Consider the following 14,471-nt stretch of genomic DNA (forward strand, 5'->3'; position numbering starts at 1 on the left):
GCGTGCTCCTGCCGCCTCGGCATTCAGGCCTTGCCCGAGGTACCGCTCGCGCGACGACGTGCCCGACAAGGTGGTGGTGTTCGGAGCGCCGGGCGATCGGGTTTCGTCGGGGTTACCCTCGTGCGAGCGAAGTGAACGCTGCCCACTCATCTCGGCCGACCCGCAGCACCGGCCCGCCACCCGCGACCTTCGAGTCCCGTACGTAGACCGCACCGTGGTCGGCAGCCACCTCGACGCAGTCCCCACCACTCGTCCCGCTGTAGCTGCTCTTGAACCACGCGAGCTCGAGGGGCCGCTTCGTCTGCTGGTCGTTACTCATAGCTCCCTAGCCACGCGCTCGATGAGCAGTGAGGACTCCTCGGTGTTGAGGGCCTGGGTCCGCAGCATTCCACATCGCAACCAGAATTCGCTGACCTCATGACGATCAGACCTGACGTTCACGACGTCCTGAGCTTCCACGTACACACACTGCTTGTGGTCCCTCGTCTCCAGCAACACCATCGGGCCGTTGAGGCCGCTGTGCGCCGCCTGGGATGTCGGCATGATCTGGAGCTCCACGTTCCTCATGCGTGAGCGTTCCAACAATTTTTCCAACTGCTCCCTCCTCACCGCAGCACCACCCACATCGCGGTGAAGCGCCGACTCCTCGACGATGAACACGAACACCAGGGGCGGGTTCCTTCGAGTCAGCAGGGCTTGTCGGGCGAGACGGGCGGAGACTCGCTGTTCGACGGTCTCCTCATCCAGCGGTGGGAAATGGGCGTTGAGTAGCGTCTCGGCGTACGCCTCAGTCTGTAGTAACCCCAGGACGAGCAGCGGATCGTACGAGAAGCGGCTCACAGCCTCGGTTTCCAGCAGGGCCACGTCGCGGAAGAACCGGGGAAGCTTCGCCCGGTCCACCTCGCCCTGGAGGACTTCCAGGACGCCGCCCGCCGCCAGGATTCGCTCCGCGGCGACCGTGAACGCCTCCTTCGCAGGGCGTCGTCCCTGCTCGACCGAGGCGACCTGCTCCAAGGAGTAGCCGATGGCTTCCCCCAACGCCTGCTGGTTCAACTCGGCTCGCCTGCGCAGATGCTGGAGAAGCGTCCCGTACGCCACCCACACCCCTGGCAGTTCGCTGTCCTCCTTCGTCTTCGTCGCCCGGCCGTTCCGCGTATCCCGCATTGCCCTCACGCCCTTCCGGTCACCCCACTGCGACTGGGCATGGTTCAACAGGAAGGGCTATTCCCGGGACACGGCCCCGGACCCGTACAACGCCCGTACAAGCCCCGTACAACCAAGGCCGGCACCCGCACCCCACCCCGTACGACCACCACCGCGTACGGCCATCACACCTGGTCAGCGCCACATCCACCCGCCCACGATGGCACGGTGAAGCACCAGGCGATCACCCCCGAACCCCGCCCGACCGTGCCAGAGTTCAGCCTCCGCCTCAGCAGCACCGGACGAGGCGCCCGGCTGGCCCGCACGCTTGCCGTGCAGCAGCTCACCGAGTGGTGCGGCATTCCGTACGACTCCGACCCGGTCCGGACCGTCGCCCTGATCACGGCCGAGCTGGCCTCCAACGCGATCACTCACGGCCACCTACTCGGCCGTGACTTCAGGCTGACGCTCCTCCTCCTGCCTCAGGCGGTCCGCATCGAGGTAACAGACACCCGCCCGGACCGCCTCCCGCCCCAGCCGCCACCGGGTCCCGTCCCCACCGACGCCGGCTCGGGCCGCGGTCTCCTCCTGATTGACGCCTACGCGAACCGCTGGGGCTGCACAGTCCGCGACGCCTACACCAAGACGGTCTGGGCGGAAGTGACGCTCTCGCAGAGCTACGGGGACGGAGGCGGGCGCCGGTAGCCCTCTACAGGGCCCGTCACTCCTACGTCCAAATCCTCAACGCCCGGCCACGGCTCCCCGCCCGGCGTCGGACCACTCGCAGAGCGGTCCGGATCAGGAGGCCTTCGACTCCAGGTGGTAGGTCGTGTCGACCCAGAAACCGTTCGTGGCCCTGGCCTTGATCTCCAGTACGTACTGTCCGGGAGTCAGCGACGCGATGCCGCCCCAGATGCCCCATGCGTAGCGCTGGGTCAGCCCCGTCCTGAACGGCGCGGAGAACTCCTGCAGCGGCAACGGAATGCCGTTGAGCGATGCCGTGGCCTCTGCCACCGTCATAGACTGAGGGACCCTCGAGTACGACCTGGTGTGCTGCATATTGAGCACCGGGAAGAACCCGGGTTCAAGGAGTCGTCGCAACACTTCCGTTTTGTGTTGATAGTAGATGACTGTTGAGAGTCTCGGAGGGTGTCCTCCAGCCCAGGGTTTTGCGGGGGCGGCCGTTGAGGGCAGCTGCGACGGCAGCGAGATCCTCGCGGGTGTGTCTGCTGAGGTCGGTGCCCTTCGGGAAGTACTGCCGTAGCAGCCCGTTGGTGTTCTCGTTCGTGCCGCGCTGCCAGGGGCTGTGCGGGTCGGCGAAGTAGATCTCCAGGCCGGTGTCGATGCGGAGTTCGGCGTGCTGCGCCATTTCCGAACCCTGGTCCCAGGTAAGGGACTTGCGTAGTTGGGCGGGTAGGCGGGTGATCGCTTCCGTCAGGGCGTCGCGTACGGCTGCGGCTCCGTGGCCGGCCAGTGGGGGGCCGTTCTTGGCCCGTGTGCCGTCGTGGCCGGGCATGGGCGGTAGGTGCAGCAGCATCGTGAACCTGCTGGTGCGTTCGACCAGGGTGCCGATCGCGGAGCTGTTGAGGCCGATGATGAGGTCGCCCTCCCAGTGGCCGGGGACAGCCCGGTCCTCCGCCTCGGCCGGCCGCTGACTGATCAGCACGTCCTCGGTGACGAACTTCTTTCCCCGGCCGGAGGTGCGAGCCCGGGGCACCCGCAGCGCACGGCCGGTGCGCAGGCAGGCGACCAGCTCGCGCTTGAGTGCTCCGCGGCCCTGGATGTAGAGGGCCTGGTAGATCGCCTCGTGAGAGATGCGCATGGACTCATCATCGGGGAAGTCGACCTTGAGCCGGTGGGAGATCTGCTGCGGACTCCACGAGTTGACCCAACGGCGGTCCTGGCGCCTCGGCTTGTTCCGTCCCTTCCACGGCGGTGCCGCAGGTCCCGGCGCCGGCATGCCGTCCGGGCGGTGGATCTCTCCGGCCAGGCGGTCCTGGACGTACTCGTGCAGCCGCTCGCTGCAGGCAAGTTTGGACGGCTTCGGCCGCCGCGCGGCCAGCTCGGCCTTCCACTGCGCGATCGACGCCCGGTAGGCGAGTTGTCCGCTGCGGGTGGCCGCATTGCGCCGCAGTTCCCGCGAAACAGTGGACGGGTGCCTGCCCAGCCGACGGGCGATCTCTCGGACCCCGGTGTTCTGAGCCTTCAGCACAGCGATCTCCTCGCGCTCTGCAAAGGAGAGATACCTGCCCGACACCGGGCCCAGCTCGATCGACGGCATACCGCCACGTTCCCGGAACCATCGCGAGCCGACCGGCCCCGACACGCCGCACGCGATCGCCGCGTCCTCGCTGGTCAGCCCGTCAGCGATCTTCTTCCAGAAGGCACGCTCCACATCCCGGCGGACCGGTGGCCTGCCCGGAGACCGCATCGCCGGGCGCCCCGTCACCGCCGTCGTCCACCCTGCCGGTCGCCCCATCGGACACCTCCATGATCGAGGTGTTGCGACGACCGGTTGAATCCACCGAAGACCGGCCGGTCCGAGGGGATCGCGCAGCGCCGCACCACGCGGCCGCCGTATGTGCCGGCCAGGAACCAGAGGTCGTCCGGCTGGTTCCAGGCGGCGTGCTCGCCTGTTGTGTCCTTGACCGGGCTGCGGTCGTCAGGGGCGGACAGGGCCCACTTCCACCACCGGCCCGCGAGCGCCCCGCCCTCTTCGTTGCTCAGCTTCCACGTACTGTCGACCGATTCCGTACCACTCATGACGCCCCTCCCGCGTGCAGCCCCTGGCTCGGGGCTCGTTTCGAACAAGCGGACAGTACCCGGGGCGGATGAAGGGCTCGGCGCCGGCCTCTGCGACTGGTTGCTTCGGTCCGTCGGGACAGATCTGCCGGAACTGCTCGGCATGGGCTTCGAGTTCGCGCAGGTCATCGACGGTCAGTTCACGGCCGCTCTTGGGATACGGCTTCATCGATACGGGTGGCATGCGCTCATCATCTCGGGATGTCTTGGTGTTCACACCCTGTCAATTCGTCACTCCTACCTTCCGGAAGCGTGCGACCCCGCCGCCGACCGGTTGCGGGCAAGTCACCACCTCCCCCTGGAGTGACACGTGGAACGTCGCAATTTCCTTCGTGGAGCGGTCATCGGCGGTTCGGTCGCGGCCTTCGGCGGAACCCTGATGCACGGCGCCGCCTACGCGGCCCCGGCTCAGCCCGGTTCCGGACCCTACGGGGCACTGGGCGGCGCGGACACCAACGGCATACAGCTGCCTGCCGGGTTCACCAGCAGGGTCATCGCCCGGTCCGGCCAGAAGGTCGGCTCCACCAACTACACCTGGCACAACGCCCCCGACGGCGGCGCCTGCTTCGCCGACGGCACCGGCTGGATCTACGTCTCCAACTCGGAGATCAACCCCTCCGGTGGCGCGAGCGCGGTCAAGTTCTCCTCGACCGGCGTGACCATCGGCGCGTACCGGATCCTCTCCAGCACCCGGCAGAACTGCGCGGGTGGCGCCACCCCGTGGAACACCTGGCTCTCCTGCGAGGAGGTCAGCCTCGGGTACGTGTACGAGACCGACCCGTGGGGTGTGAACGCGGCCGTCCGCCGGGACGCGATGGGCAAGTTCAAGCACGAGGCGGCTGCGGCCGACCCGGTCCGCAAGGTGATCTACCTGACCGAGGACGAGACCAACGGCTGCTTCTACCGTTTCATCCCGACGACCTGGGGCAACCTGTCCGCCGGCACGCTCCAGGTGCTGAAGGCCGGCACCGCCACCTCCGGCTCGTTCACCTGGGCGACCGTGCCGGACCCGGACGGCGCCCCGACCGTGACCCGTGACCAGGTCTCCGGTGCCAAGCGATTCAACGGCGGTGAGGGCTGCCACTACTCGAACGACACCGTCTGGTTCACCACCAAGGGCGACAACCGCGTCTGGCAGGTCAACCTGGCCACGAACACCTATGAACTCGCCTACGACGACTCGCTGGTGGTGGGCGGCGGTGCCCCGCTGACCGGTGTCGACAATGTCACCGGCTCCTCCTCCGGTGACCTGTTCGTCGCCGAGGACGGCGGCAACATGGAGATCTGCATCATCACGCCCGACGACGTGGTGGCTCCCTTCCTGCGGATCACCGGCCAGTCCGCCTCCGAGATCACCGGACCGGCCTTCTCGCCCGACGGCAAGCGGCTGTACTTCTCCAGCCAGCGCGGTACGACCGGCAGCTCGTCCGCCGGTATCACGTACGAGGTGACCGGTCCCTTCCGGGCGTAGGCACCTCCGGCTGGGCGCTGCCACTCAACAGGGCGGCGCCCAGTCCGCCCTCCGGCAGGGGCCCGGCCGGTCGACGTGATCCGGCGAGGTCAGCCGGCCCAGACCGCGGCTTCGTCGGCCGGGACGGTGGTGGCGAGCTTCAGCTCCTTGCGGGCGGCGACCGTCTTGCCCGGGTCGATACCGGCGAAGGCCTGGTCGTAGGCGAGGTAGAAGGCGTCCGTGTCACCGGCCGAGGCGGCCTTTTCCCACGCACCGGCGGTCTCCTCCAGCCGTGCACGGAGCTTGGCGGTCTCCGGCTGCTGAATGCTCTTCAGAGCCTTGAGGTGGGTGCCGAGCGCGGCGGTAACGGCTTTGGCCTGCTTCTTGTAGCCGGCGAAGTCGTCCTCGACCTGCTCTGCTTCGGGCTGGTTCGTCCCGAGGGCCTCGTAGACGGCGCTCGAACCCTTCAGGTACGCGAGCTGGTCGGCGTTCAGGGGCTTGCTCTTCAACGAACCGGAGAATGTGCCCGCTGCCTTGGTGTACGTGCAGCTCACGGCCCGATCGCCCGTCGCCCAGCTCTCCTTGGTGGGGGAGTAGTAGTAGACGTCGACGCCCTTGGGCAGGGCCCAGGTGTCGGGGGTGAACTTTTGCGCCTCGGCCGGGCATCGTTCGTCGGCGATCTGCGCGGTTCGGTCCGCACCGGGGTACGCCGACTGCCCGTCGATCTTGAACTCGCCGATGACTTGGCCCTCGTGCGGTTCCTCGCACGGCACGACCTCGACGCTGAACTCCTCGCTCTTGGGCGCCCCGTTGTTCGGGTTGTAGCAGTCGCCGGTCGCGAGCGAGAAGACCGATCGCTGGCGAACCACCTTCTTGGCGCCGGCCTTTGCGCTGTCGAGGGTTTCGGAGCACCCCACCGCTCCGACCGAGATCAGGGCTACGACAGCGGATATACCGCGCAGGGAACGGGACGTGACACCGAGAGACATGACGTAGGCATCCTCAAACGGAACGGTTGCGAACAGGTGTGCGCATCGTATGGCATGTCAGTGACAGCGCTGTGTGCAGGCACCTGGGTGCACCGGCGGTGGTTGTGCAGGTGATATCCGGACGCGTTGTCGTCCGGCACTCAAGGGTGGCCGAGAAGTGCCGGATGAGATTGTGAACTCAGTCAATGACTGACATGCTTGAGGTGGTGGCAGCTTCAGAAGGGTGCCGTGTTCGCGACTGTCGCCGTGCAGAAGGCCGGCCCACGCGTGACCTGATCCGCGTTCAACAGGGGGCGGGAGTCCGGCTCGGGGCAAGGCTCCGACTCGCCGTGATGAAACGGGTCCTGATGGCCATTCGGCGTGGCGTACGTACACCCGGTGCGGCGTTCCGCCGGACGGAGCCAGGGAGGGGCAGCAGATGAACACCATCGCTCGTAACCAGGTCATTGCAGAGGAGCAGAAGGCCGTCGACCGGGCGTACGACTGCTATACCGCGCGCCTCGCAGAGATGACCGGGACGTCGGCCGCCCAGGCCGCGGCCAGCGGCAAGGACGGTATCGCCAACCGGCTCGACGTCGTGAAGAAGGCCGAGGCGTACGGGGGACTGGGCGAGGAGTCCCTGGTGATCGCCCGTGTCGACGCGCCGGAAGATCCGGGCGAGGAGCCCCGCCCCTGGTACGTGGGCCGCCGTGCCGTATCCGATGTCCGGACCCGCGACACCGTCGTTGTGCTGTGGACCAGCCCGCTGGCCACGAAGTGGTTCGAGGCGCAGCCGCACACGCCGGGCGACGTCGTCCTGCGGCGGCAACTACGCTGTGCACAGAAGGTCGTTGAGGACTACTTCGACGACATCACCTCGGCGACTCCCGTACCCGTCGGCCCTGTGCTGGAAACCGTCCCGGAACCGCGGCCCGCCGCGGACGACGCGATCACGGCGGAGCCCGCCACCGCCGACGAGGCCGAGGCGGAAGCACCGCCCCGAGCCGCGAAGCAGCCGGAATCCAGCGAGCGCGGAAGACGCACATCGGCCCACACGCCCGCCGACGTAGCCCGGTTCCAGCGCCGCAAGCCCCTCCAGCCGGACGACTTCCTGCTCCGCGAGCTCCAGCGTTCGCGCAGCGGCCGCATGCGGGACATTGTCGAGACCATCCGCCGTGACCAGATGGACCTGGTCACGGGTTCACCCTCCGACATCCTCGTCGTGCAGGGCGGCCCGGGTACGGGCAAGTCCGCCGTCGGTCTGCACCGCGTGACCTGGCTCGTCAACAACGACCACTTCAAGGCGCAGGACATCCTCGTCATCGGCCCGCACCAGCGGTTCCTCGACTACGTCGGCCAGGTCCTGCCCACCCTCGGCACCCGCGATGTCAACGCCGTCCAGCTCTCCCGCCTGTGGGACGGCGAGATCCTCGGCACCGACACTCCGCGGGCACGGCTGGTGAAGTCCGACGAGCGCATGGCGGCCGTCCTGCGGCGCCGCGTCGAGCACGAGTGCCGCCCCGAGGCCCTCGACGGCCACCTCACCCCACCCTCCTTCGAGGACGACGAACCGGCGTTCACCGTCACCGCCGGCAGCACGACCCTGCGCGTCCCGCGCTCGGAGGTCCGCGCCCTTCTTGATGAGGCGCGCGACGGTGACGGCTCCTACCGCGAGCGCCGCGACCGCTTCCGCAGCCTGCTCGTCGACCGGCTCCTGCGGGAACTCGTCGCCCTCGCCCCGCGTCGCGGCGCGGACGGCACGATCCGCCGCAGCCTGGAACGCAACCGCCGGGTGGAGCGCCTCCTCGAGCGTGTCTGGCCCTCGCCGGGCGCCCGGGAGGCCCTGCGCAGCCTCTACGACTCGCCCGACCTCCTGCGGGCCTGCGCCGACGGCATCCTCGACGAGGAGGAGCAGGCCGCCCTGCACCGTCCCCGGGCCGACAAGGCCGAGGACGACCCCTGGACCCTGGACGACCGCGTCTGCCTGGAAGAACTCCGTTACCTCATCACGGGCGAGACGACGCGGCGCTACGGTCACATCGTCGTCGACGAGGCCCAGGACCTCACCCCCATGCAGGCCCGCGCCCTGCGCCGTCGCGTCGCGAGGGGCGGCTCGATGACCGTCCTCGGTGATCTCGCCCAGGCCACCGGCCCTTATCCGTACGCCGGGTGGGACCGCTTGGGGGCGCTGCTGTCCGACCATGGCGACTGGCGCGTCGCAGAGCTGACCACCAGCTACCGCGTACCCGCCGAGATCATGGAGTTCGTCGCGCCCCTGGCCCGTGCGGTCGCCCCCTCGCTGCCTTACCCGCGAGCCGTGCGCGAGGCCGGCGCGGACGCCGTACGGACGATCGTGACCGAGCCGTGGAAGCTGCTCGGCGACACCGTCGCCCAGGCCGTTCGCCTCGTCGGCACCAGCGACGGGCGCACGCTGCGATCCGTGGCCGTCATCGTTCCCGACGACTCCGGCTGGCTCGACGAGATCGGCCGCCACCTGGACGAGGCCGACGGCATCACCGAACAGGAACGCGAGGCGGTCTCCGTCCTGGCCGCCGCCCAGGCCAAGGGCATGGAGTACGACCACGTCCTCGTCGTCGAGCCCACCACCATTGCCGATCGCGGCCCGTCCGGCCTGCGCCAGCTCTACATCGCGCTGACCCGCAGCACCCAGAGCCTGACCGTCCTGCACACCGCGCCGCTTCCCAAGGCTCTGACGGACACCGACGGCGCCACGGAGCAGACGCTCGCCGGCATCGACGCCGACTCCGGCATTGCACCGGTGACGGAGGGAGACATCCCGGAGATCGGCACCGACATCCGGGTCCGGGTGATCGGCCACACCACCGGTGGCAACTACAAGGTCGAGGCCGTCTCACCCGCCACGGACCGCCCGCTGCTCATGGCCGTGCGCCACGGCTCCACTCCCCCCGCCGCCGGGGTGGAGCTGGACGCCTGGGTGCTCCGCCACGCCTCCAGCGTCAGCTTCGTCACGGTCGACGAGCGCGGCCGCCGGCCCATCTCGCCGACCATGGCCACGCGGTACGCGGACGCGCTCGGCGTCGTCGAGGAACTGGCCGGCGGGAACGTCCCGGACGACGTCCGCGCCCGGCTCTCGGAGCTCAAGGGCATGGCCAACCGCTGCCTGCGTCTGGACCAGCACGACTGGCTGGACGTCTGGCGCGTACTCGGCTCCCCGGACAGGACCCGCCTGAACCTGCTGCGGGATCTGGCGGCCAACGCCAACCGTGCGTCGGCCTCCGGCACAGCGGACCTGGACCGGTTCCGGGCCGAGCTGGAGCGCAGCGGCTGGGCCGAAGACCTGGCCGAGGCGCGGCGGACCATCGAGCGGCGCATCGGCGCCGCAGTCGACCCGGCGACGGCGAGCGAGCAGGACCGTGCATTTTCCGCGCCGCGGTCCGAGACGCCCGCTCCGCCCGCGCAACTCGGGGCACGCGAGGTGCCCATGCAGTCAGAGCCGAAGGAAGTCGAACCCATGACCACCACCGCAGCCGCTCCCGCCACACCGGAAGAGGCAGATCCGAGCGCGAGCTTCCGCCATGTCCTGGAGGCCTCGGTCGCAGTGGACCGCACCTGCAAGACCCATGAGGCGGTGCGCTTCGAACTGATGGCGGCCCTCCTGCGAGCGGACCGGCAGCCGAAGTCCGACTCCCCGGTGGCCGACGTCGACTGCGTGACCGAGGACGGTCACGTGCTCTACGAAGTACTCGGCGCAGGCCTTGCCACGTACGCCGATCTCCGCTCGGGAGTGGCCCGCCTCCATGAGGTCAACCACACCCTGCCTACGCCTGCCGACCGTCTCTGCCTCATCCTGGCCGGGCCCCCGGCCGAGGACTGGTCGGCCGCCACAGTCCACGGCGTCTTCGGCGTCCACGTCCTGTGGCGCACTCCGCAGGGCTGGGCCGGCCGGGACGTCGAAACCGCCCTGGGTACCGTCCAGGCGTGACCGGCACCGCCGCGGCGGTGGCCTCAGCACGGTGCCGAAAACGGCTTGAGGCATGGGTGCGCCACACGTTCGGCGAGAGTGCCCCGCCCGTGTGAACCGTTGAATGATCTGTGTGTCACGGGTCACGACCTGCTGGGCCGCCCACTGGGCGGTGTCGCGCAGGTCTCTGCCGCGCGTGAGACGGAGGTGGGCCGCGGCCTCAGGCCCTCCGGGCCAGGTCCAGGGCCGCTGTGTGGATGAACCAGTCCAGTGCCTCGCATATGGCCTCGCTGTGCTCGGCGAAGACGGCGAGCGGAAACGACGGACGCAGCTCCAGTTTGGCCTCGGGGAGGTCGATGCCGTCGATCTTGTTGAGCCGCTGCAGCAGCTCGCGGCGCTGCTCCGTGTCGTCGAACGGGCTGCGGTCCTTGAGGTACTGGAAGACGACCTCGGCGGTTCCGGTGACCGGGTAGAGAGCCATTGGCCACAACACGTGTGGGTGCGTACTCGTACCGGCGTCGAGCATGGGGAAGCAGCTCGTCTCGTCGTGGCGTCCGTAAGTGAGGTAGCCGCCCTGGTGACGCCAGAAGTCGAGAGTGGTGTTTACCCCGGCCACCGCCTCCGGCCGGTGTTCCCGCAGCTGGCTGCGGAAGCGCTCAGCTGCCTCCGCGTTCTCGTCGTCCGGCAGGGGATCGTGCGGGGTCTGCTGGGCGACGTCCTTGCCCAGCAGGGTGGCCAGTTCCGCGGCCGTCAGGCGCTGGGAGCGATTGGCCCGGCTGTACCGGTCGAACTGTACGCCCTCGCTCTGCAACAGCTCCTGGGGAGGCATCCGGTCGCTGCCCTCGACCCAGCGGAACGACGGCGAGATCTTGCCCTCGGAGTTCAGCACACGATAGGCGCCGATCACCGTCGGATTGGCTGCCAAGTAGGCGCCGACTGGCACCGGGTGGCTGCCGATGAGCTCGGCGACGTCGCCGTACGCCGTCCATGTGCCGCTGGGCATCGCGACCAGCGCTGCCCGCAGTTCCGCCCAGCTCGACAACTCCTCGGCGGCCGGGCGGAACCCACCGATCGGACCCGGCCACAGCTCCACGGCACGCTCCCAGAGGCGGTCGGCGCGGGCCGTGATCTCCGCTTTGCCCCAGCGATTCGAGGAGGCGATCTCCAGGTTCATCCGCAGCGCGCTGGAGTCGAGGATCTGCTGCTTGCGCTGGAACGGGTGGTTGGAGAGCTTGGAGTTGTCGCCGGTCAGGGTCAGGTTGCCCAGGGTGTGCACCAGCAGGTCGTGCAGCTCCTGGGGTGACTGGCCCTCCTCCGTCTCGTCGGCGAGGAGATCGAACCACGCCTGCGCCGGCCGCTGGGGGAGGATGTGCTCGACGCTGAGGGACGCCTTGGCGAAGTCGACGGGCTCGGTGGGGGAGTAGCTCTCCTCCAGGCGGCGCAGGATGTAACTGCGCTGCGGCGGGCGTCCGCCCCAGTAGAACGGCTTGCTGCGGATCGCTGTCCGCAGCTCCTCGTCGCTCGGCCACCGGCGCCGCTTCCCCGACAGGAAGCGCCGGACGGCCTCGGCCGCCGGGCGGTCGGTCTCCAGGTCCTTCGGAGCCTCCATGAAGATGCGGTTGATACCGGCGGTCGGTGTCTGGCAGATCAGGCGCCTGGCCAGGTAGGACTCGACGTACCGCAGAGCCTCGGCCGCGTCCTCCGGGCTCGTGGAGCCCGCGTCGATGAGGTCCAGCAGATGCAGGGCCAGGGGGTAGTGCGTCTGTCCGCCCCATGCGGCCAGGCGTTCCAGCGCCGCGCGCAGGGGCGCCGACCGCTCGCGGTCGGGTTCGACGATGCGGAGGAACCGCTGGGCGCGCTCCGACAACTGGGCGATCTCGTGCTGCAGCGCCTTCTCGTCACCGGCGAGCGGCTGCAGCCGCTTCTGCTGCTCGCGGTAGATCTCGCTCTGCTTGGTCTTGTAGTGACCGCGTACGACCAGATCCAGCCAGACCAGCAGTTCGAGGTTCTTGGGGCCGAGGCTCTGCTGCATGGGGAGCCACAGCTCCTGGTAGACGCGCTCGCCGCGCTGGGGCAGCAGCATGAACACGTAGTTGCGCAGCAGGTCGCTCTGGCTGAGGCCGACGCCCGTGTTGTTGATCGACTCGAAGATCCGGTAGACGTTGTCACCCGGCTCGGCGGTGATCTCCACGATCGACAGCAGACCCTTGAGAACGCTCTCCACGGTTTCCAGCCAGCCCTCCGAGGCGGCAGCCTCCTGCCCCTCGGTGAGTACTCCGCGGAAGAACCGGTACGCGCCGCCGATGTTGTCGCCGCCGCCGGCCTGAGGCGTGGACGCGACGCACGCCGTGTACGCCTCCCGGTCCGCCTGCGTGGGCAGCAGACGGTAGTGGCCCAGGCCGTCCTGGTATTCGTTGACGAGGATCTGCCGGTGCACCCGATCGGCGCCACGTGGGTCACCCGACTCCTTGAGCTGGTCGCGCAGCGCGGTGAACGCCAGCATCAACGTGGTGAGACGCTGCTGACCGTCCACGACCAGCCATTTCTGTACTCCGCCGGCCTGGATCTGGCCCGGCGCGAGAACGACGGAGCCGAGGAAGTGCGGTGCCGCTGCCTCACCCGCCCGGTGCTGCTCGACGAGCTCGCCCACGTCCTCCCAGAGTCGCAGCAGCTGATCCCTGCCCCAGCTGTACGTCCGCTGGTAGAGCGGGACTTGGAACTGCTTCTCCCCCTGGACGAGATTGAGGAAGGTGATTTCCTGGGCGCGCATGTGCTTCCTTTCCCTGCCGCGAACCGGCGACTGTACGGAGCGCCTCAGCGCGATCGGTAGTGCTTCGCCAGGTGCGCGAGCTCGCGTGCCCAGAGCTCGGTGTCGTCACCGGGGCGGGAGAAATGGTCGCGGCGGGCGAGCTGGAAGAAGCCGCCGGACGGCCACATGGTGGCTTTGAGTACGACGAGGGCGGACAGCATCGGCAGAGATCCGTCGGGGCTCCGGCGCAAGGACGCGTCCTCCAGGAGATACGACATCGGCCCTCGGTGAGCCGGTACGTCATGTCCCTGCCGGGCCGGCTCGGCGCTGAGTGCGCCGTAGGTGAGGGGTTCCGCACCGGCGGCGGCGCGCGTCTGCAGGACGCCCACCGTGGCGTCCAAGGCCTGCTCGTACTCCAGCGTGTTCCTCTTCAAGTGCCCTCCCCAGGACTGCAACTGACACGGTAGTGGATCAGCCTGGTGGTGCGTGACGGTTCATGTGCACAGGGTTGCTGCTGCCGGTCGATCGTGCGGTCATGCCTGCTAGCCGGCGCCCATGACCACTGTGTGGTTCGAGATCTTGGGCATCGTCTCGTTGGGGGAGCGGCGCAGCAGTTTCATGCTGCGGCCTTCGACCCACGCGTTCCAGGACTTGAGGTAGTACAGGAGGTGCTCGCGGGAGTCGTCGCGGCGGCGGTGGGCCTTGCCGCTGGCCAGGCTGAGCATGGTGTTGCGCAGGGTGAGGCGTGGGTCGCCGGACTCCAGCAGTGCGCCCGTGAGGATGCCGTCCCGCCATGCGGTCTGGTCGATGTCGGGCCGTGTTTCGGTGGTGACGTACCAGCCGATCGTCGCTGCGGTGACGGTGATGCGGCAGGCGCGATTGAGTGCGACGCCGTGGTGGAGGGCGTCGCGCATGCCGGGGTGCTGCTCCAGCATCACCAGAAGTTGATCGTTGCTGGTGACCGACGAGCCGCCGCTCCACGCGGAGTCCGGGGCGTTCAGGTAGAGGTGGAGGCCGCGCAGGGCTGCTGCGAGGTGTGTGGCGTTGGCTTCGCCTGCGAGTGCGAGAGCATCGCGGCCAGTGCGCTTGCGGCCTGTGTCCATGACCGTGAAGGCGGTCCGGGGCACGCCGTGTGTGACGGTGAGGGGCACCGTCGTGCCTGCTTTGACGATCGCGGCCAGGCGGTGCTGACCGTCGATCAGTACATCGTCCTCGTCGAAGGCGATGCCCTGATGCGTGAGCTGCCATTCGCCCCGCTGGATCTGGGCGGCGAGCTGTTGAACGGTGTTCTTGCTGAGCGGCCGGTTGTTGGTGTTGAGCGTCAGCCACTGAGCGGCCAACTCGGGTGAAACGCTCAGAACTTCCATATGCATGGCGTGATGGCCCTTCCGGAGGCGACACAGGGCGGCGTGTGAA

The 14,471-nt window shown here is 68.7% G+C and carries 12 protein-coding genes; 3 read left to right on the top strand and 9 right to left on the bottom strand.

What is annotated here, in order from left to right:
- Positions 1-112 precede the first annotated feature (112 nt).
- Both OG972_RS31875 and OG972_RS31880 read right to left on the bottom strand, forming a co-directional pair.
- Entirely contained in the window at positions 113-319 is a 207-nt protein-coding gene (locus OG972_RS31875) for a DUF397 domain-containing protein (protein WP_266987373.1), read from the bottom strand.
- Complete coding sequence (locus OG972_RS31880; RefSeq protein WP_266990847.1) at positions 316-1,164, bottom strand: helix-turn-helix transcriptional regulator; 849 nt, start codon at positions 1,162-1,164, stop codon at positions 316-318. Before OG972_RS31880 ends, OG972_RS31875 begins: the two co-directional genes overlap by 4 nt.
- Positions 1,165-1,371: 207 nt before the next feature.
- On the opposite strand from OG972_RS31880, the gene OG972_RS31885 reads away from it, so the two are divergent.
- Positions 1,372-1,848: an ATP-binding protein gene (locus OG972_RS31885; RefSeq protein ID WP_266987375.1), complete on the top strand. Its 477-nt coding sequence runs from the start codon at positions 1,372-1,374 to the stop codon at positions 1,846-1,848.
- A gap of 93 nt (positions 1,849-1,941) precedes the next feature.
- Here the strand turns inward: OG972_RS31885 and OG972_RS31890 are convergent, their stop codons facing one another.
- From OG972_RS31890 to OG972_RS31900, 3 genes are all read right to left on the bottom strand, one after another.
- Positions 1,942-2,157: a hypothetical protein gene (locus OG972_RS31890; RefSeq protein WP_266987377.1), complete on the bottom strand. Its 216-nt coding sequence runs from the start codon at positions 2,155-2,157 to the stop codon at positions 1,942-1,944.
- A 70-nt stretch (positions 2,158-2,227) separates the two neighbouring features.
- Positions 2,228-3,622: an IS30 family transposase gene (locus OG972_RS31895; RefSeq protein WP_266987379.1), complete on the bottom strand. Its 1,395-nt coding sequence runs from the start codon at positions 3,620-3,622 to the stop codon at positions 2,228-2,230.
- The gene (locus tag OG972_RS31900) at positions 3,589-3,906 is read right to left on the bottom strand and encodes a hypothetical protein (protein WP_266987381.1); all 318 of its coding nucleotides are present in this window, start codon (positions 3,904-3,906) and stop codon (positions 3,589-3,591) included. The genes OG972_RS31895 and OG972_RS31900 overlap by 34 nt, the downstream gene beginning before the upstream one ends.
- A gap of 349 nt (positions 3,907-4,255) precedes the next feature.
- Between OG972_RS31900 and OG972_RS31905 the strand changes: the two genes are divergently transcribed.
- Positions 4,256-5,416 (top strand): alkaline phosphatase PhoX, encoded by a 1,161-nt coding sequence (locus OG972_RS31905; RefSeq protein ID WP_266987383.1) that lies wholly within the window; start codon positions 4,256-4,258, stop codon positions 5,414-5,416.
- Positions 5,417-5,505: 89 nt separating this feature from the next.
- Here OG972_RS31905 and OG972_RS31910 read toward each other — a convergent pair whose 3' ends face one another.
- A complete protein-coding gene (locus OG972_RS31910; RefSeq protein ID WP_266987385.1) occupies positions 5,506-6,384 on the bottom strand; it encodes a septum formation family protein in 879 nt (292 codons plus the stop codon).
- A 418-nt stretch (positions 6,385-6,802) separates the two neighbouring features.
- On the opposite strand from OG972_RS31910, the gene OG972_RS31915 reads away from it, so the two are divergent.
- Positions 6,803-10,327 carry an ATP-binding domain-containing protein gene (locus OG972_RS31915; RefSeq protein ID WP_266987387.1) on the top strand — a complete coding sequence of 1,175 codons (3,525 nt, stop codon included), beginning with the start codon at positions 6,803-6,805 and terminating at the stop codon, positions 10,325-10,327.
- A gap of 199 nt (positions 10,328-10,526) precedes the next feature.
- Here OG972_RS31915 and OG972_RS31920 read toward each other — a convergent pair whose 3' ends face one another.
- From OG972_RS31920 to OG972_RS31930, 3 genes are all read right to left on the bottom strand, one after another.
- A complete protein-coding gene (locus OG972_RS31920; protein WP_266987389.1) occupies positions 10,527-13,076 on the bottom strand; it encodes a DUF262 domain-containing protein in 2,550 nt (849 codons plus the stop codon).
- A 44-nt stretch (positions 13,077-13,120) separates the two neighbouring features.
- Positions 13,121-13,489 (bottom strand): hypothetical protein, encoded by a 369-nt coding sequence (locus OG972_RS31925; RefSeq protein ID WP_266987391.1) that lies wholly within the window; start codon positions 13,487-13,489, stop codon positions 13,121-13,123.
- A gap of 108 nt (positions 13,490-13,597) precedes the next feature.
- Positions 13,598-14,422: a hypothetical protein gene (locus tag OG972_RS31930; RefSeq protein WP_266987393.1), complete on the bottom strand. Its 825-nt coding sequence runs from the start codon at positions 14,420-14,422 to the stop codon at positions 13,598-13,600.
- Positions 14,423-14,471 lie beyond the last annotated feature (49 nt).

This window comes from Streptomyces sp. NBC_01669 (genome assembly GCF_026339735.1).
Classification (GTDB): Bacteria; Actinomycetota; Actinomycetes; order Streptomycetales; family Streptomycetaceae; genus Streptomyces; species Streptomyces yanii.